We start from the raw sequence: 17,025 nt of genomic DNA, 5'->3' as shown, positions 1-17,025 counted from the left end.
GCTGCGCCATCCGCGCGGCAGGCGCGTGCGCTCCTGGCCTCGCCAAAAGGAGTGACCGTTTTGAGTTTATCGCTACGCGCGAAGTTTCTGATGCTCAGTGCCGTAGTGCAGGCCCTGGTGGTGGGCCTGCTGATCTGGAACGGCCTGCGGCTGATGAACCATGCGGTCAACAGCAATGCCGAACGCGTCGCCCAGGAATATGCAGTTACCCTCAATCTCTCCCTCGGCCCCTACGCCACGCGCGGACGGCTGCCCGAACTAAATAACTACCTCACCGAAATGTTGTCCGATCCGGACGACAGCTTCCTGCGCTATCTCACCATCCTCGACGAGCACGACAGCCCGATCATCGCTGTCGGCAAGCGCGACCAGCCGTTGCCCCCGCAACTGCGCCAGCCCGGCGCCAACTTCAAAGGCGCGCGCACGCTGATCGACGGCGCCACCCTGCACGCGCGCGCGCCGCTGCTGCTGGCCGACAACCGCATCGGCAGCATCAACTTCGGCCTCAGCACCAAAGACTTGCGCCAGGCGCGCGACGAGGTGCTGGTGCAGAGCTGCGTCATTGCCCTGTTCGGCTTTGCGTTAGGGGTGCTGATGTTCTACATTTTCACTTACGGCATCGGCCGCCGGCTGCAGGCGCTGACCGGGGAATCGCAACAGATGGCGCTGGGCGATTACAGCAAGGCGCTGCCGGTGCATGGCGACGATGAAATCGCTATCTTCACACGCACGCTCAACACCATGAGCGCGGCGCTGCGCGAGCGCATCGCGCAGCTGGAGCAATCGCAGCGGCGGCTGTCGGAATCGGAGGCACGGTTTAAAACGCTGTTTGACATGGCGCCGCTGCCGCTGACCGTGTCCGACCGCGAAGGCCGCATCGTCGCCGCCAACCGCGCCGTGCGGCACACCTTCGGCAGCGCCGCCGACAATATCGTCGGCAAACGCAGCAGCGAAGTGCCGTTCTGGGCCAGCGCGGTCGAGCGCGAACGCATCTGGCAAATCTATCGCACGGAAGGCGCTGTGCAAGGCGCGATTGCCGGCGTGTTGCTGCCCGACGGCAGCGTCGGCAGCGTCGCGATCTGGTCGTCATCACTGACCCAGGATGGCAGCGATGTCATCATCTGGGCGCTGCTGGACCTGACCGAGGAACTGAACGCCAAGCGCGAACTGAAGGATCTCAACGTCTCGCTGGAAAGCCGGGTGCGCGAACGCTCGGCCGCGCTGGAACGCGCCAACGGCGAGCTGAACGCCACGCTGCAAACGCTGCGCCATACGCAGCATGAGCTGCTGTCGTCGGAAAAAATGGCGTCGCTGGGTTCGCTGGTGGCCGGCATCGCGCATGAGCTGAATACGCCGATCGGCAACAGCCTGCTGGCCTCTACCGCGCTGCACGACCGCGTGCTGGACTTTGAACAGCAGGTCAGCGCCGGCAACCTGCGCCGTTCGCAGCTGACCGCGCACCTGGACGAGGTGTGCACCGCCAGCACCTTGATTTCCGGTTCGCTGCACAAGGCGGCCGAGCTGATCGCGTCGTTCAAGCAGATCGCGGTCGACCAGACCAATGACCAGCGGCGCGCGTTCGACCTGCTGGCGGCGGTGCAGGACACCATCGCCACCTACATGCCACGCCTGCGCCGGGTGCCGTGCGAAGTGACGCTGCAGATTCCGGCCGGGCTGGTGCTGGATTCGTATCCGGGCGGCCTGTACCAGATCCTCAACAACCTGATCACCAATGCACTGACGCACGCGTTTGAACAGCGCCACGGCGCCGCCATCACCGTCAGCGCCGAGCGGCTGGAAGGCGACAGCATCGCGCTGGCGTTCAGCGATAACGGCAGCGGCATGAGCGACGACGTGCTCAAGCGCGTATTCGATCCTTTCTTCACCACCAAGATGGGCCAGGGCGGCACCGGGTTGGGCATGAACATCGTCTACAACATCGTCACCGGCGTGCTGGGCGGGCGCATCAGCATTGACTCATCGCTGGGCGCCGGCACCACCATCCGCATGCTGCTGCCGCGCGTGGCGCCGCAGCGGGAGAATAAATAAGTTATCCGGGGTTACTTAGTCGAACACCTGTTTCAGCGATTGCGATTCCGGTAGCGCATCGCTCCAGGCTTCCAATTGCTCCAGCGTGGCTTTAGCCAGCTTGCTCCGCACAGTTTTAGGCAACGCGCCGAAACGGCGTGTGAGCTGCCGCTCAAGCAGCGCCAACGCGCCTTCCTTGCGGCCCAGCGCCAAGCCCTGCTCAATCCCTTGTTCCAAGCCTTGTTCCAGGCCTTGTTCGCGCCCTCTCTCCATGCCTTGCTCAAGGCCTTTCTTCAGGCCTTTGCGCCAGCCTTTGTCGATGAAAGCCTGTTCCAGTGGGCTGATCCATTCCATCTTCCGCTCCTTTTCCAGCTTAAGAAGAGCCCGCCAATAACGCTCCTGATGCAGTTCAGGCAAGGCCATCATCCAGTCGATTACTTTGAACAGCACAATTATGCGCTGTTTGCGCCACCCATGTTGATACAGAAGCTTGGTCAACTGCCACTTGGCTGCATAGAGCTGAGCAGGATCATGCCGGGCCTGCTGCGTGCGCAGGTGGGCCAATGTAATCCAGGCAAACGGATTGTGCGATGCGAGCAATTCCTCAGTACGGGCCGCATAGGACATTAGCTTGGCACTGGCGAAAGAGATACCCATCACCGTGCCAAGCACCTCATTATGGAATGCACGCGGAAGCCAGCGCGGATCGTCATCCGCCAGCAATACCAGGCTGGCGACCGGCTGCGCATATTGCGTGAAAATTCGGTAGTTGTAGTCGAGCACGCGTCGTGCCAGCGTCGCATCGCGCTGTGCCTGCACTTCCACATGGACCAGCACCCACTGTATCCGGCCGTCAAGGAGCGCCACTTCCACCAGCTTGTCAGCCACAAGACCATCTGGCTTGCCGCCAAGATTGATCCCGGCCAGTTCCTTGTCACGGAAGCGCGGCCGCTTGGTCCAATCGATCTCGGCACTCAGCACGGGGAAAAAGAAGCGCATGAAGGCCCGGAAAGCATGCGTCAACGCCGCCTTCCAAGGCGAGTCATAGCGAGCGGATGGGGCGGCGTTTGGCATCCGGCCAGTATCACCGAGCGCCATTGGACCGCCTTGACGCAATACAAAATCCCTGCGAACCCTACAGTTGGGTCGCCATTTTTTGCAGTTCATCGCATGCGGATGACTTGTCCGGGCAATCCAGCTTAGGATGTACTGAGTCCATTTACCCGGAGATTTAATGATGAAGAAAATGTCTTCCCTTGTGCTGGCTGCCATGCTGTTGGCCAGCGGCGGCGTGTTCGCCCAGGGCGCCAAGGAGGTGAGCGATGCGCGTGCCGCTACCGAGCGTTTCATGAAGCTGATGGATGCGGAAGAGTATTCCGCCGCCTGGAACAGCGGCGCCGAAAGCGTGCGCAAGGATATGCCCAAGCTCGCCTGGAACCTGCTGGCCACTACCGTCCATCTGCCGCTCGGCACGCTGAAAGGCCGTAGCTACAAGTCAGCCACCGTCAAGCCGGCCACCATCACCTTTGAGTATGTTGCCGACTACGAGAACAACCACAACGTCCGCGAAAGCGTGACCACTGTGCGCGAGAAGGATGGCGTATGGCGCGTTTCCGGCTACGGCATCCTGGCGGACGACAAGAAGCCGGCCCAGTAAGAGAATTACGCCTGCACCGGGCCGGCGATGCGGGCACGGTAAGTAAAAGTGGTGGCGTTGTCGGTCGAAATCACTTCCAGCACGCCGCCGTGCGAAATGGCGATCTCCGAGGCGATGAACAGACCCAGTCCGAGGCCTTGTCCACCGGTCGCATTGTCCGAACGCCAGAACGGCTTGAACAGCTGCGCCTGCTTCTCCTCCGGAATGGCCGGCCCACTGTTGCGCACCGATAGCTCAAACATGCCGTTGGCTTGCTGCACCTCCACCTGCACCGGCGCCGCCGGGCTGCCGTGGATGATCGCGTTCTTCAACAGATTGGACAACAGCTGCACCAGGCGCGGCGCATCGCAGAACAGCGCAATACCCTGCGGCAGCTCGGCGACAATCTGGCGTTGCGGGAACACGCTTTGCAGCTCAGCAATCGCCTGCTGCAGCGAGGTTTCCAGATGACTCTCGTGGCGCAGGTTGAGCGAGATGCCGCCGCCCATGCGCCCGCGCGCAAAATCAGTAACGTCATCAATCAGCGACGCGATGCGGTGGCTGCTGCGGTGCATGGTGTCCAACAGCGGCTTCAGCGATTCCGGCGCGCGCAGACGCAGGATTTCGGTGCCGTTCATGATGGTGCTCAACGGCGTGCGGATGTCGTGACCCAGCATGGCGATAAACTGCTCGCGCAACTTGGCGGTCTTCATCTCGTCGCTGAGGGCGGCCTGCGCCTCGTCCAGCACCACTTCGCTGGCCAGCTGACGGCTGATCAGGTCGGCAAACAGCATCAGCGTATTGCGCGTGGCTGTCTTGTTGAGCTCGGCTTTCTCCCGGTGCAGTCCGCACAGGGAGCCAAAATATTCGCCGCTGGGGCGGTACAGGGGAATCGAGAAATAGCTCTCGAAACCATAGATCCGGGGCGTATGGTGGTCGCGGTATTGCTCGCTTTCGCTGACCGAATCGATGATGACCGCGCAATGCGTATGTTGCACTTCCTGGCACAGCGTGGTGCTGATATCCAGTTCGCTGCCCGGTTCCAGTCCGTAACCGAGTTTATCCAGCACGGCGCAGGCATGCCACGACGTCGGCGTCACCCGCGCGATGCCGACGAAGCCCAGCCCGGTCAGCTCGGCCACCGCTTCGAGTATCGTCGGCACCGCGCTGATCTTCGCGATCGTCGCGATATCCGCATCCAAAGTCTGCTGCATGACGCGCCTCCGATATCTTGCCAAATAAAAAACCCGTAAAGCTTTTCAGCGTTACGGGTTTATTGTCTAACAGTCCGGCTTGTTACGCCAGCTTGCCGTGGCAGGCTTTGTACTTCTTGCCACTACCGCATGGGCATGGATCGTTGCGGCCGACCTTCAGGCCCAGTTCCATCAGCTGCTCGCCGCTCAGGTTTTGCAGTTCCGGCGGCAGACCGGCGTATTGCGGTGGCGCCAGCAGATCTTCCGGCGCCGCGCTCGGGTCGAAGGCGGCGTGCTGGTAGCTGACGTTTTCCACGTGCGACTGCTGCATCGCCGCTTCCGCCGCGTCGATCTCCTCACGCGACTGGATGCGCACGGTCATGATCAGCTTGACCACTTCGTTCTTGATCATTTCCAGCATCTGGCCGAACAGTTCGAACGCTTCGCGCTTGTATTCCTGCTTCGGATTCTTCTGCGCATAGCCGCGCAGGTGGATACCCTGACGCAGGTGATCCAGCGCCGCCAGATGCTCACGCCAGTGCGAGTCCACCGATTGCAGCATCACATTGCGCTCGAAGCCGCCGAACGATTCCTTGCCGACGATGTCGATCTTCGACTGATACAGCGCATCGGCAGCCGCGATCACGCGTTCCAGGATCTCGTCGTCGTTCAGGTTAGGCTCGGCTTCCACCATCGACACCAGCGGCAAGTCGATCTGCCATTCGGCAGCCAGGGCTGCCTGCAGGCCTTTCAGGTTCCACTGTTCTTCCACCGATTCCGCCGGCACGTATTCGCGCACCAGGTCGGTAAAGGCGCCGTGACGCAGCGACTGGATCAGTTCCGAAATATCGACCGCTTCCAGCAACTCGTTGCGCTGCTGGTAAATCACTTTACGCTGGTCGTTGGCGACGTCATCGTATTCCAGCAGTTGCTTACGGATATCGAAGTTGCGTGCCTCAACCTTGCGCTGTGCGGACTCGATCGAACGGCTGACGATGCCCGCCTCGATCGGTTCGCCTTCTGGCATCTTCAGGCGGTCCATGACGGCGCGCACGCGGTCACCGGCGAAGATGCGCAGAAGCGGATCGTCCAGCGACAGGAAGAAGCGGGACATGCCGGGGTCACCCTGACGGGCGGCACGGCCACGCAGCTGATTGTCGACGCGGCGCGATTCGTGGCGCTCGGTGCCGACGATATGCAGACCGCCAGCGGCCACCACTTGTTCGTGCAGCGCTTGCCAGCCGTCGCGCAGCGCCTGGGCCTGGGCGGCTTTGTCGGCGTCGCTCAGGTCCGGATTGGCTTCGATGAACTGGATTTGTTTTTCAACGTTACCACCCAGCACGATGTCGGTACCACGACCGGCCATGTTGGTGGCGATGGTGATGGCTTTCGGCGAACCGGCCTGGGCGATGATCTCCGCTTCGCGGGCGTGCTGTTTCGCGTTCAGCACATTGTGCGGCAGGCCGGCGCCGGTCAGGATGCTCGACAGCAGTTCCGAATTTTCAATCGAGGTCGTCCCCACCAGCACTGGCTGGCCGCGCTCGTAGCACTCGCGGATTTCCAGCATCATGGCGTTGTATTTTTCCTGCGCCGATTTGTACACCTGGTCCTGGCGGTCCTTGCGGGCGGATGGACGGTTCGGTGGAATCACCACGGTTTCCAGACCATAAATTTCCTGGAATTCGTAGGCTTCGGTATCGGCCGTGCCGGTCATGCCGGACAGCTTGGCGTACATGCGGAAGTAGTTCTGGAAGGTGATCGAGGCCAGCGTCTGGTTCTCGTTCTGGATCTTGACGCCCTCTTTCGCCTCGACTGCCTGGTGCAGACCGTCGGACCAGCGGCGGCCGGTCATCAGACGGCCGGTAAATTCATCGACGATTACCACTTCATTGTTCTGCACCACATAGTGCTGATCCTTGAAGTACAGCGCGTGTGCGCGCAGCGCCGCGTACAGGTGGTGCACCAGCGTGATATTGGCCGAGTCGTACAGCGAAGCGCCTTCCGGCAGCAGACCCATCTGGGTCAGAATGCGCTCGGCCTTTTCATGACCGGCTTCGGTCAGCAGCACCTGGTGGGCTTTTTCGTCCTTGGTGTAATCGCCTGGCACCTCGACCTTGCCCTTGCCGTCCGGGGTTTCTTCGCCGACTTGCAGCGTCAGCAGCTTAGGCAGCTCGTTGATCTTGTAGTACAGGTCGGTGTGGTTTTCAGCCTGGCCGGAAATGATCAGCGGGGTACGGGCTTCATCGATCAGGATCGAGTCGACTTCATCGACGATGCCGAAGTTCAGCACGCGCTGCACGCGGTCCTTGGCGTCGAACACCATGTTATCGCGCAGGTAGTCGAAACCGAATTCGTTGTTGGTGCCGTAGGTGATGTCCGAAGCGTAAGCCTGCTGCTTGGTGGCATGCTCCATCTGCGACAGGTTGATGCCGGTGGTCAGGCCCAGCCAGCTGTACAGCTTGGCCATGGTCTCGGCGTCGCGCTGCGCCAGGTAATCATTGACGGTCACGATGTGCACGCCCTGGCCGGACAGCGCATTCAGGTAGGCCGGCAGGGTCGCGGTCAGGGTCTTGCCCTCACCGGTGCCCATTTCGGCGATTTTGCCGTAATGCAGCACCATACCGCCGATCATCTGCACATCGAAGTGACGCATCTTCATCACGCGCTTGGACGCTTCGCGGCAGACCGCAAAGGCTTCCGGCAGGATCTGGTCCAGCGTCTCGCCATTGGCGATGCGCGCCTTGAAGGCGGGCGTTTTGGCTTGCAGCTCGGCGTCCGACAGTTTTTCCATTGCCGGTTCGAGCGCATTGATCTCGCGTACCGTTTTTTGGTATTGCTTGAGCAGGCGCTGATTGCGGCTGCCGAAAATCTTGGTCAGAAAAGACATGCTTGAGTTCTTGAAAAAACGCCGTTAAAAAAAGCTCTGCGCCTTGACGCACTGAGTTGGACTATGGCAAAAGACGGTGATTTTATCACGCGTCCGGGCGTACATTGGGATATTGGCCTATATAACAATAGCCGCTAGGTGAACAATGTCACAAAATCAACCCGATTTTAACCGCTGGTAAGGATTTTAGGGTGGGTGGGCGATCTGTGATATGTTTCGCCGCATGCGCTTCAACTCCTCCAATATCTCGCTCAAACGCCCCACTGCCGTCGGCGCCACCGACTTCCTGCGCCGCAACGACCGCATGGCGGCGCTGCTGCCGGCTGTCGAACGCATGGCGCGCCTGCAGAAGGATTGCGCCGCCTGCCTGCCCACCATGTTCAAGCACTGCGAAATCCTGGCGTTCGAGGACGGCCAGCTGGTGCTGTCGCTGCCGACCACGGCGCTGGCGGCCAAGCTGAAGCAGCAATTGCCCAAGCTGCAAGACACGCTGGCGCGGCGCGGCTGGCAGGTAGCCGCCGTCAAGCTCAAGGTGCAGATGACCAAGGCGGTCGAAATCAAGGAAAAGATGCGGGCGCTGGAACTGCCGCCGGCGGCGGTGGACGCCTTCGATCAGCTCAGCAGCTCATTGGAAGCCAGTCCGCAGAACAGCCAGCTGATCGACGCCGTCAAGGCCATGGTGGCGCGCCGCCGCGCCGGCGGCGGCTAACAACTTAAGTTAGTGCCCACTCACGCGCCATCTGGCGCACGTAGGATTGCGGCGCGGCGTCGTTGCTGTCGAAGGTGACGATTTCGTAGGCGTCCGGATGCTTGAGCAACTCCAGCAGCAGCTGGTTGTTCAGCGCGTGGCCGGACTTGTGCGCCTCGTAGCTGGCCAGCAACGGATGGCCGACCAGGTACAGGTCGCCAATCGCGTCGAGGATCTTGTGGCGCACGAACTCGTCTTCATAGCGCAGACCATCCGAATTCAGGATGCGGTACTCGTCCATCACAATCGCGTTTTCCAGCGAGCCGCCGCGCGCCAGGCCGATCCCGCGCAGCATTTCCACGTCCTGCATGAAGCCGAAGGTGCGCGCGCGCGCCACGTCGTGCACGTACGAGACATCGCCGAAATCCACATGCGCGCGCTGCTGCGTGCCGTCCACCGCCGGGTGATTGAACTCGATGAAGAAGTCCAGCTTGAAGCCGTCATGCGGCAGCAAACGCGCCCATTTTTCCTTGTCGCCCGTGCCTTCGCGGATTTCCACCGGCTTCAGCACGCGGATGAACTTCTTGGCCGCCGGTTGCTCCAGCACACCCGCCTGTTGCAACAAGAATACGAAGGACGACGCCGAGCCATCCATGATCGGAATTTCTTCGGCGCTGACTTCGATATACAAATTGTCAATCCCGAGCCCGGCGCAGGCCGACATCAGATGCTCGACAGTGGAGACGCGTGCGCCATCCTTGACCAGCACCGAGGCCATGCGGGTATCCCCCACCGCCATCGCGCTCGACGGGAATTCCACGATCGGGTCGAGGTCGACGCGGCGGAACACGATGCCGGTATCCGGCGCGGCCGGGCGCAAGGTCAGTTCGACCTTGGTGCCGGAGTGCAGGCCGACACCCGTGGTGCGGACCAGTTCTTTGATAGTGCGTTGTTTTAACATCAGGCGATTATAGCGAACTGTGGTCAAGGATGCTCGGCTTCAACATGGACCGCTTCGCGCCGCACCAGGTAGACGCCGCTGGCGATGATGATGCCGGCGCCGAGCAGCGTATAGCCGTCCGGCAGCGCCTGCCACAACAGCCAGTCGATCGCCACGCCCCAGGCCAGCGCCGTGTACTCGAACGGCGCCACGATCGACGCCTTGCCGGTGCTAAATGCCTTGGTGATGGCCAGTTGGCCGAAGAAGCCCGACAAGGCCAGCGCCAGCAGTATCCAGCCATGCTCGGCGCGCACCGGCACCCAGCTGTTGTACGACAGCGCCACCGCGCCGACCGCCATCAAGGTCAGCAGCCAGAACATCATAGCCTCGGTACTGTCGGTGCGCGCCAGCACGCGCGCGCTGATGGCCGACACCGCATAGCAGGCCGCCGCCGCCAGAATCGCCAGGCCGCCCAGCGACAGAAAGCCCGTGCCTTCGGGCCGCAGCACCACCAGCACGCCCAGCAGCCCGACCGCGATCGCCACCCACTGCCCGGCCACCACGTGCTCTTTCAGCACCCAGACAGAAAGCGCCGTAATCAGCGCCGGCGCGATGAAGAAGATCGAATACGCCTCGGCCAGCGACAGCGACTTCAGGCCGTAGGCAAAGGTAGTCAGCATGGCGATGCCGAGCACGGCGCGGAACACGTGCATCGGCCAGCGCACGCGCAGCACCGTCTTGAACGCGCCGCGGTACAGCATGTAGCCGCACAGCAGCGGCAGCGAACTGAGCGAACGTAGCGCCGTGACCTGCATGGCGGGATAATGGGCGGACAGCAGCTTCATGCTGGTGTCCATGAAGGAGAACATGGCAACCGCAGTCAGCATCGCGTAGATGCTGTGCAGATTTTCTTGACGACTGGACAGAGGAAGCTCCCGATGGAGAGAACGTCATCATGGCGACGCCCGGAGCCAGCACGGCGCGGGACGCCGTCGCTGCCATTATAGCAAGTGACCTAGCCGGTCATCGGCAGTGGCGTGAGATCGCATACAATCATCCGAAACTCACATCGGGAGACAGGCATGCAGGAAAATCGTCGTAATTTTCTCAAGCTGGGCGCCACCAGTGCAGCGGTGGGCGTGTTGGGGCAGGCGGCTGCGGCCGAGGTCGAGACCGAGGCGCCACAGATCGGCGCCATTGCGCCGCTGGCGGCCAAGCTGGGCCTGCGCCTGGTCACCTTCGCGCCGGGTCAGCATGACAAGCCGCGTGTCGGCGTCGTGTTCGATGACGGCCAGGTGATCGATGTCGGCGCCGAAGCCAAGCGGCAAAAGGTCAAGCTGGCGTTCGATCCCGATTCCATGCTGTCGCTGATCGATAGCGGCGACCCGGGCCTGGTGCAGGTGCATGCACTGGCCGAGCGCGCCGCCCTGCTGCGCATTATGCGTCCCACCGTCAACCACGTGCGCCTGCTGTCGCCGATTCCGCGTCCACGCGCCAACATCTACGCAGTCGGCTGGAATTACCTCGATCATTTTGAGGAAGGCAAAGCGGCGCGCGTCGACCGCGTGGTGAACGAGTACCCGGCCAATCCGGTGTTCTTCACCAAGGGCGTCAACACCATGAACGGCCCGTTCGACACCATCCCCTTCGACGCCAGCAACTCGACGCAGGTGGACTGGGAAGCGGAACTGGCGGTGGTCATTGGCCGTGGCGGACGCAACATCAAAGAAGAGCAGGCGATGAACCACGTGTTCGGCTACGCCGTCTATAACGACACCACCGCCCGCGACGTCCAGCAGAAGCGCCATGGCGGCCAGTGGTTCAAAGGCAAAAGCCTGGACGGTTATGGCCCGATGGGACCATGGATCGTCACAGCGGCCGGCTTGAATCTGGACGACGCGCGCATCATCAGCCGCGTCAACGGCGTGGAAAAGCAGAACGCCAGCTACAAGCAGATGTACTTCAAGATTCCGCGCATCATCGCCGAGTTATCGCGCGGCATGACGCTGGACGCGGGCGACATCATCACCACCGGCACGCCCTCCGGCGTCGGCTTCAGCCGCAAGCCGCCGGAATTCATGAAGCCCGGCGACGTGATGGAAACCGAAGTCACCGGCATCGGCGTCATCCGCAACGTCATCAAGGCGGAAGGCTAGTTTAGTTGCTGCAAATCAAAATTATTCGGTCATACGGATGACATGATGAGCTTCCCTGTTTCCACATGGAGCACGTCATGTCCAATTGTCAGAATTGCGGCGTGGAGAATCTCGCGGCCTTGGTCAACTGTACCGCTTGCGGAACAACCATGCCGCCAGCCGATCTGCCGGACGACATTTCGCAAATATGGCGCATACGCTTTGATTTGATCGAGAAGGCCGGTGGCCCTGGCCTGCCGATGCGTCAGCAACTCAGCTTTGGCGAACACTTCCGCATGACCTGGAATATCTGGGCGTTTCTTTTCGGCCCCTTTTACTTTCTCGTCAAAGGTATGTGGCGCAAAGCGCTCGTCTACTGGCTGCTGGGTTTTGTGCCACTCATGCTGATTGATTTGGCGTCGCCAGACAACGAATTGGGTCCACTGAAATTTGGCGTCAACATCGCAGCAGCGGCATGGTGCATGCTGCGTTCCAACACCGATTACTATCGCAAGCTGGTCTTGAAGGACAACGGCTGGTGGTAAAAAAACGGCGCCATTGGCGCCGTCTTGATTACAGCTGGCCCAACAGGGTTTCAGCGTTCGACACTTCGAACTTGCCGCCCTGTTCGACATTCAATTGCTTGACCACGCCGTCCACTACCAGCAGCGAGTAGCGCTGGGAGCGGGTGCCCATGCCGAACTTGCTGAAGTCGGCGTCCAGGCCCAGTGCTTTCGAGTATGCGGCGTTGCCGTCAGCCATGAAGCGGACGATGCCGGTGGCCTTCTGGTCGCGGCCCCAGGCGCCCATCACGAACGCGTCATTGACCGAGATGCACCAGATTTCATCCACGCCCTTGGCTTTGAATTCTTCCGCATGCTGCACATAACCCGGCACGTGCTGGGCCGAGCAGGTTGGCGTGAACGCGCCTGGCAGGCCGAAGATGGCAATGGTCTTGCCCTTGACCAGGTCCTGCACGTTGAACGTGTTCGGACCCAGCGAGCAGCCTTCGGTTTCGATTTCGATGTATTCGGACAAACTGCCTTCTGGCAATTGGTCGCCGATTTTGATGGTCATGGATGACTCCTTTATCTGTATCAATATAAAAAAAGCCGCACCCGAGGTGCGGCTCTTCCCGGAATAGAACCGGCAGTATGCCTTAATCGGCCTGTTTGCGCAGGAAGGCTGGAATGTCGTAGGTTTCCATGCCGTTCTTCTCCATCGCGCGCACCTGCTCGGAAGCCGATTCGCGACGCCATACCGCCGGCGCCTTCATGCCGTCGAAGGCTGGCGATGCGCCGCCGCCCATGCCGCCGGTGGCGCCCATCGACATACCTTGCGCCGCCGCCGCGCCACCCATGGCAGCCGATGGCATCATCGGGCTGTTGTGGGTGCCGGTACGCAGCATCTGCTGCGGCACCAGTTGCACGTGCTTCTTGGCTTTGCCCAGGCCGGTCGCAACCACGGTCACGCGGATGCTGTCGCCCATGTCGTCGTCGTAGGCGATACCTTGTGCGATCGACGCATCCGGCGCCGCAAACGCGCGCACGGCCGCCATGACTTCCTTGATCTCTTTACCTTTCAGGCCACGCGATGCGGTGACGTTCACCAGCACGCCGCGGGCGCCCGACAGATCGACGCCGTCCAGCAGCGGCGAGGCCACGGCTTGTTCGGCGGCGATGCGCGCGCGGTCCACGCCGGAGGCGGTGGCGGTGCCCATCATGGCCTTGCCCTGCTCGCCCATGATGGTTTTGACGTCGTTGAAGTCGACGTTGATGTGGCCCGGCACGTTGATGATCTCGGCAATACCGGCGACCGCGTTATTCAGCACATCGTCAGCGTGTTGCAGCCATTCGATCAGCGATTCGTCTTCGTAGATCTCTTCCAGCTTTTCGTTGAGGATCACGATCAGCGAGTCGACGTTGGCCGACAGCTGTTCCAGACCTTCATCGGCGATGTCCATGCACTTCTGGCCTTCGTGCGAGAACGGCTTCGACACCACGGCCACGGTCAGCGCGCCCAGCGACTTTGCCACTTCGGCCACGATCGGTGCCGCGCCGGTACCGGTGCCGCCGCCCATGCCGGCAGCGATGAACACCATGTGCGCGCCGCGCAGCGAGTCTTCAATACGCTGGCGCGATTCTTCCGCCAGCTTGCGGCCGACGTCCGGCTTCATGCCTGCACCCAGGCCGGTCTCGCCGATCTGGATGATGTTGTCGGCCTTCGAGGTGGCCAGTGCTTGCGCGTCGGTGTTGGCGGCGATGAACTCGACGCCCGACATGCCCTTGTTGATCATGTGCTGCACCGCATTGCCACCCGCACCGCCAACGCCGACGACCTTGATGACGGTGCCTAAAGCTGCGTTATCGACCATATCGAACTCCATGATGTGACTCCCTATCAGAATGCGGTTTCCAAGCGCCAGTCCTCATAATTGTAGGAGAACTGGAGATTGAAAACTGCGGTTTAATATAAAAAAATTTGTGTGTGCCCTGCCTCAGAAGTTCCCGAGGAACCATTCCTTCATGCGCTGCCAGACTGCCTTTACCGATCCATCCTGCCGCGTGACGATGTGACCACGCAGGTACTGCTTTTTCGCTTCCTGTAACAGGCCAAGCACGGTCGCGTAGCGCGGACTGCGCACCACGTCGGCCAGCTGGCCACGGTAGTCCGGCGTGCCAAGGCGCGCCGGCTTGAGGAATATGTCTTCCGCCATTTCGACCATGCCCGGCATGATCGCGGTGCCGCCGGTCAGCACGATGCCCGAGGACAGCACGCCTTCATAACCCGACTCGCGCACCACCTGGTGCACCATCGCGAACAGCTCTTCGACGCGCGGTTCGATCACCGCCGCCAGCGCCTGGCGCGACAGGTTGCGCGGACCGCGGTCGCCCAGACCCGGCACTTCCAGCGATTCGCCCGGATCGGCCAGCACCTGCTTGGCCACGCCGTAGCGGATCTTGATCTCTTCCGCTTCGGTGGTTGGCGTGCGCAGCGCCATCGCGATGTCGTTGGTGATCTGGTCGCCGGCGATCGGGATCACGGCGGTGTGGCGGATCGCGCCGTCGGAGAACACCGCAACGTCGGTGGTGCCGCCGCCGATGTCGATCAGCACCACGCCCAGTTCCTTCTCGTCGCCGGTCAGCACCGCGTCGGCGGAGGCCATCGGTTGCAGGATCAGGTCCGACACTTCCAGGCCGCAGCGGCGCACGCACTTGACGATGTTCTGCACCGCCGATACCGCGCCCGTGACGATGTGCACTTTGACTTCCAGGCGGATGCCGCTCATGCCGATCGGCTCGCGCACATCTTCCTGGCTGTCGACGATGAACTCTTGCGGCACGGTGTGCAGCAGTTGCTGGTCGGTCGGTATGTTAACCGCCTTTGCCGTTTCAATGACGCGCGCTACGTCGGTCGCCGTCACTTCCTTGTCCTTGATCGCCACCATGCCGCTCGAATTGAAGCTGCGAATATGGCTGCCCGCGATGCCGGCGTAGACATTGCGGATCTTGCAGTCGGCCATCAGCTCCGCTTCTTCCAGCGCGCGCTGGATCGATTCCACGGTCGCTTCGATGTTGACCACCACGCCTTTCTTCAGGCCTCGCGATTCGTGCTGGCCCAGGCCAATCACTTCGTGGCGTCCATCGGCCATCACCTCGGCCACCACGGCCACCACCTTGGAGGTGCCGATATCGAGGCCGACGATCAGGTTTTTCGCGTCTTTAGTCATTTCTTCTCTGCCTGCTAGTTATGCTTGGTGTCCGGTTTTTTCACTAATGGTTTTGGCTTCGCGCCTTCCGCTGGGATCTTCAATCCCTGCGCGCTCAACGCCAAACCGTTCTGGTACCGCATGTCGATCGTTTCTATATTGGGCAGATGCTCCACCAGCTGCGGATAAATGCCCACCAGCCGGTCTACCCTTTCCTTCAACGTGGTGCTGGTCTGTTCCCGTCCCAGCGCCACGCTCATTCCGTTATCCAGCCTCACCGTCCACGCATAGCGGCCCGACAGCGACAGCGCCTGCGGCACCAGCTTGAGCGGCGCGAACCAGTTGCGCAACTCGTCGTACCGCGACAGCACTTCCTTCTCGCTGCCGTCCGGACCATCAAACTCCGGCAGCGCGTGATCCTCTTCCGCCTCGGCCAGGTTGGCGGTGAACACATCGCCCTTGGTCGACAGCAGCCTGCCATCCTCGCCCCAGGTGCCCAACGCCTCATGCTCTTCCAGCGCCACGATCAGCTGGTCAGGCCATTCGCGGCGTACCGTTGCGCGGCGTACCCAGGGCACCGACTCAAACGCCTGGCGTACCGCATCCAGGTTGGTGGTGAAGAAGTTGCCCTTGATCCGACCCAGCGCGTTGTTACGCAGCGTCAGGTGATTCACATGCCGCAAATCGTCCTGCGGCCCGATACTCTCGATACGGATGGTGCGCAGGTTGAACATCGGCCGCTGCGACACCCACCACACGCCGGCTGCTATGCAGGCCAGCAGCGTCATCGCAACGATGCCGCTGGCGGTTGCATTCAAAGCCTTCGCGTCTTGCCACATCTACTGCTTATCCCTTCATCTTCAAACGCGCCGTGCGCAGGATTTCCACGCACAGGTCTTCGTAGCTGATGCCTTCCGCGCGCGCCGCCATCGGCACCAGCGAGTGGCTGGTCATCCCCGGCGAGGTATTCACCTCCAGCAGGAACGGCTTCTGGTCACGCTCGCGCAGCAGCACGTCGACGCGCCCCCAGCCCTCGCAGCCCAGCGCGCGGTAGGCTTCCACCGCGATGCGTTGCATCTCGGCGGTCAGCGCCTCGGGCAGCACGGCCGGGCAGTGATACTTGGTGTCGTCGGTGAAGTACTTGTTCTGATAGTCGTAATTGCCTTCCGGTGCGACGATCTCCACGATCGGCAGCGCGCGTGCAGCGGCGCCGCCACCCAGAATGGCCACCGTAAATTCGCGGCCGGTGACAAATTCCTCCGCCAGCACCGAGTCGTCCAGCGCCGCGGCAATGTCGTATGCGGCCTGGAAGGCGCCGGCTTCGCTGACCTTGGTGATGCCGATGGTCGAACCTTCATGCGGCGGCTTGACGATCAGTGGCAAGCCCAGATCGGCGGCGGTGGCCGCCAGGTCCGATTGCGCGTTCAGCACCGCGTAGCGCGGCGTCGGCAAGCCGGCGTTCAGCCACACGATTTTGGTGGTGATCTTGTCCATGCCCACCGAGCTGGCCATCACGCCGCTGCCGGTGTAGGGAATGCCCAGCAGTTCCAGCGCGCCTTGCAGGCTGCCGTCTTCGCCGTAGCGGCCATGCAGCGCGATGAACACGCGGTCGAACTTTTCCGCCGCCAGTTCGGCCAGCGAACGTTGGCCCGGATCGAAGGCGTGGGCGTCGATGCCCTTGCTCAGCAGCGCCGCCAGCACGCCGGCGCCGGACATATTGGATACTTCACGTTCCGCGGAACGGCCGCCAAACAGCACGCCTACCTTGCCGAATGATTTTGCGTCTTGAAGGTTCAGGGTACTCACGAT

General features: G+C 61.6%; 15 protein-coding genes. 5 read left to right on the top strand and 10 right to left on the bottom strand.

Annotated features, from left to right (window positions below):
- The first annotated feature begins 90 nt into the window (after nt 1-90).
- Entirely contained in the window at nt 91-2,049 is a 1,959-nt protein-coding gene (locus HH213_RS16445) for an ATP-binding protein (protein WP_229263028.1), read from the top strand.
- Between the two features lie 15 nt (nt 2,050-2,064).
- Here the strand turns inward: HH213_RS16445 and HH213_RS16440 are convergent, their stop codons facing one another.
- A complete protein-coding gene (locus HH213_RS16440) occupies nt 2,065-3,126 on the bottom strand; it encodes a DUF4351 domain-containing protein (protein ID WP_169112915.1) in 1,062 nt (353 codons plus the stop codon).
- A gap of 136 nt (nt 3,127-3,262) precedes the next feature.
- Here HH213_RS16440 and HH213_RS16435 point away from each other — a divergent pair, with 136 nt between their 5' ends.
- Nucleotides 3,263-3,685, top strand: a complete 423-nt coding sequence (locus HH213_RS16435) for a DUF4019 domain-containing protein (protein ID WP_169112914.1) — start codon at nt 3,263-3,265, stop codon at nt 3,683-3,685.
- Nucleotides 3,686-3,690: 5 nt separating this feature from the next.
- Here HH213_RS16435 and HH213_RS16430 read toward each other — a convergent pair whose 3' ends face one another.
- Both HH213_RS16430 and secA read right to left on the bottom strand, forming a co-directional pair.
- On the bottom strand, nt 3,691-4,878 hold the full coding sequence (locus HH213_RS16430) for a sensor histidine kinase (RefSeq protein WP_110847255.1): 1,188 nt from the start codon (nt 4,876-4,878) through the stop codon (nt 3,691-3,693).
- 82 nt (nt 4,879-4,960) lie between these two features.
- The gene (secA, locus tag HH213_RS16425) at nt 4,961-7,744 is read right to left on the bottom strand and encodes a preprotein translocase subunit SecA (protein WP_169112913.1); all 2,784 of its coding nucleotides are present in this window, start codon (nt 7,742-7,744) and stop codon (nt 4,961-4,963) included.
- A gap of 223 nt (nt 7,745-7,967) precedes the next feature.
- Between secA and HH213_RS16420 the strand changes: the two genes are divergently transcribed.
- Entirely contained in the window at nt 7,968-8,453 is a 486-nt protein-coding gene (locus tag HH213_RS16420) for a DciA family protein (protein ID WP_229263027.1), read from the top strand.
- Between the two features lie 4 nt (nt 8,454-8,457).
- Here the strand turns inward: HH213_RS16420 and lpxC are convergent, their stop codons facing one another.
- Nucleotides 8,458-9,393: a UDP-3-O-acyl-N-acetylglucosamine deacetylase gene (gene lpxC / locus HH213_RS16415; protein ID WP_110847258.1), complete on the bottom strand. Its 936-nt coding sequence runs from the start codon at nt 9,391-9,393 to the stop codon at nt 8,458-8,460.
- A 23-nt stretch (nt 9,394-9,416) separates the two neighbouring features.
- The gene (locus HH213_RS16410; RefSeq protein ID WP_169112911.1) at nt 9,417-10,259 is read right to left on the bottom strand and encodes a DMT family transporter; all 843 of its coding nucleotides are present in this window, start codon (nt 10,257-10,259) and stop codon (nt 9,417-9,419) included.
- 195 nt (nt 10,260-10,454) lie between these two features.
- Between HH213_RS16410 and HH213_RS16405 the strand changes: the two genes are divergently transcribed.
- Nucleotides 10,455-11,528 carry a fumarylacetoacetate hydrolase family protein gene (locus tag HH213_RS16405; RefSeq protein ID WP_169112910.1) on the top strand — a complete coding sequence of 358 codons (1,074 nt, stop codon included), beginning with the start codon at nt 10,455-10,457 and terminating at the stop codon, nt 11,526-11,528.
- Nucleotides 11,529-11,605: 77 nt separating this feature from the next.
- On the top strand, nt 11,606-12,052 hold the full coding sequence (locus tag HH213_RS16400; protein WP_169112909.1) for a DUF2628 domain-containing protein: 447 nt from the start codon (nt 11,606-11,608) through the stop codon (nt 12,050-12,052).
- Nucleotides 12,053-12,080: 28 nt separating this feature from the next.
- Here HH213_RS16400 and HH213_RS16395 read toward each other — a convergent pair whose 3' ends face one another.
- The 5 genes from HH213_RS16395 to HH213_RS16375 form a co-directional block, all read right to left on the bottom strand.
- Nucleotides 12,081-12,584, bottom strand: a complete 504-nt coding sequence (locus HH213_RS16395; RefSeq protein WP_110847262.1) for a peroxiredoxin — start codon at nt 12,582-12,584, stop codon at nt 12,081-12,083.
- Nucleotides 12,585-12,666: 82 nt separating this feature from the next.
- Entirely contained in the window at nt 12,667-13,893 is a 1,227-nt protein-coding gene (gene ftsZ / locus HH213_RS16390) for a cell division protein FtsZ (RefSeq protein WP_110847263.1), read from the bottom strand.
- Between the two features lie 111 nt (nt 13,894-14,004).
- The gene (gene ftsA, locus HH213_RS16385) at nt 14,005-15,237 is read right to left on the bottom strand and encodes a cell division protein FtsA (RefSeq protein ID WP_110847264.1); all 1,233 of its coding nucleotides are present in this window, start codon (nt 15,235-15,237) and stop codon (nt 14,005-14,007) included.
- Nucleotides 15,238-15,251: 14 nt separating this feature from the next.
- Nucleotides 15,252-16,055: a cell division protein FtsQ/DivIB gene (locus HH213_RS16380; RefSeq protein ID WP_110847265.1), complete on the bottom strand. Its 804-nt coding sequence runs from the start codon at nt 16,053-16,055 to the stop codon at nt 15,252-15,254.
- Nucleotides 16,056-16,062: 7 nt separating this feature from the next.
- Nucleotides 16,063-17,022 (bottom strand): D-alanine--D-alanine ligase, encoded by a 960-nt coding sequence (locus tag HH213_RS16375; RefSeq protein ID WP_110847266.1) that lies wholly within the window; start codon nt 17,020-17,022, stop codon nt 16,063-16,065.
- Nucleotides 17,023-17,025 lie beyond the last annotated feature (3 nt).

The organism is Duganella dendranthematis (assembly GCF_012849375.1).
GTDB lineage: Bacteria > Pseudomonadota > Gammaproteobacteria > Burkholderiales > Burkholderiaceae_D > Rugamonas > Rugamonas dendranthematis.
This window is presented reverse-complemented; position numbering and strand designations above follow the sequence as displayed.

Bases quoted from the DNA above. Each gene is read 5' to 3' on its own strand.
- ftsA (WP_110847264.1), bottom strand. From the start codon at position 15,237: ATGACTAAAGACGCGAAAAACCTGATCGTCGGCCTCGATATCGGCACC.
- HH213_RS16435 (WP_169112914.1), top strand. From the start codon at position 3,263: ATGATGAAGAAAATGTCTTCCCTTGTGCTGGCTGCCATGCTGTTGGCC.
- HH213_RS16420 (WP_229263027.1), top strand. From the start codon at position 7,968: ATGCGCTTCAACTCCTCCAATATCTCGCTCAAACGCCCCACTGCCGTC.
- secA (WP_169112913.1), bottom strand. From the start codon at position 7,744: ATGTCTTTTCTGACCAAGATTTTCGGCAGCCGCAATCAGCGCCTGCTC.
- HH213_RS16405 (WP_169112910.1), top strand. From the start codon at position 10,455: ATGCAGGAAAATCGTCGTAATTTTCTCAAGCTGGGCGCCACCAGTGCA.
- HH213_RS16395 (WP_110847262.1), bottom strand. From the start codon at position 12,584: ATGACCATCAAAATCGGCGACCAATTGCCAGAAGGCAGTTTGTCCGAA.
- HH213_RS16400 (WP_169112909.1), top strand. From the start codon at position 11,606: ATGTCCAATTGTCAGAATTGCGGCGTGGAGAATCTCGCGGCCTTGGTC.
- ftsZ (WP_110847263.1), bottom strand. From the start codon at position 13,893: ATGGAGTTCGATATGGTCGATAACGCAGCTTTAGGCACCGTCATCAAG.
- HH213_RS16445 (WP_229263028.1), top strand. From the start codon at position 91: ATGCTCAGTGCCGTAGTGCAGGCCCTGGTGGTGGGCCTGCTGATCTGG.
- HH213_RS16440 (WP_169112915.1), bottom strand. From the start codon at position 3,126: ATGGCGCTCGGTGATACTGGCCGGATGCCAAACGCCGCCCCATCCGCT.
- lpxC (WP_110847258.1), bottom strand. From the start codon at position 9,393: ATGTTAAAACAACGCACTATCAAAGAACTGGTCCGCACCACGGGTGTC.
- HH213_RS16430 (WP_110847255.1), bottom strand. From the start codon at position 4,878: ATGCAGCAGACTTTGGATGCGGATATCGCGACGATCGCGAAGATCAGC.
- HH213_RS16410 (WP_169112911.1), bottom strand. From the start codon at position 10,259: ATGCTGACTGCGGTTGCCATGTTCTCCTTCATGGACACCAGCATGAAG.
- HH213_RS16380 (WP_110847265.1), bottom strand. From the start codon at position 16,055: ATGTGGCAAGACGCGAAGGCTTTGAATGCAACCGCCAGCGGCATCGTT.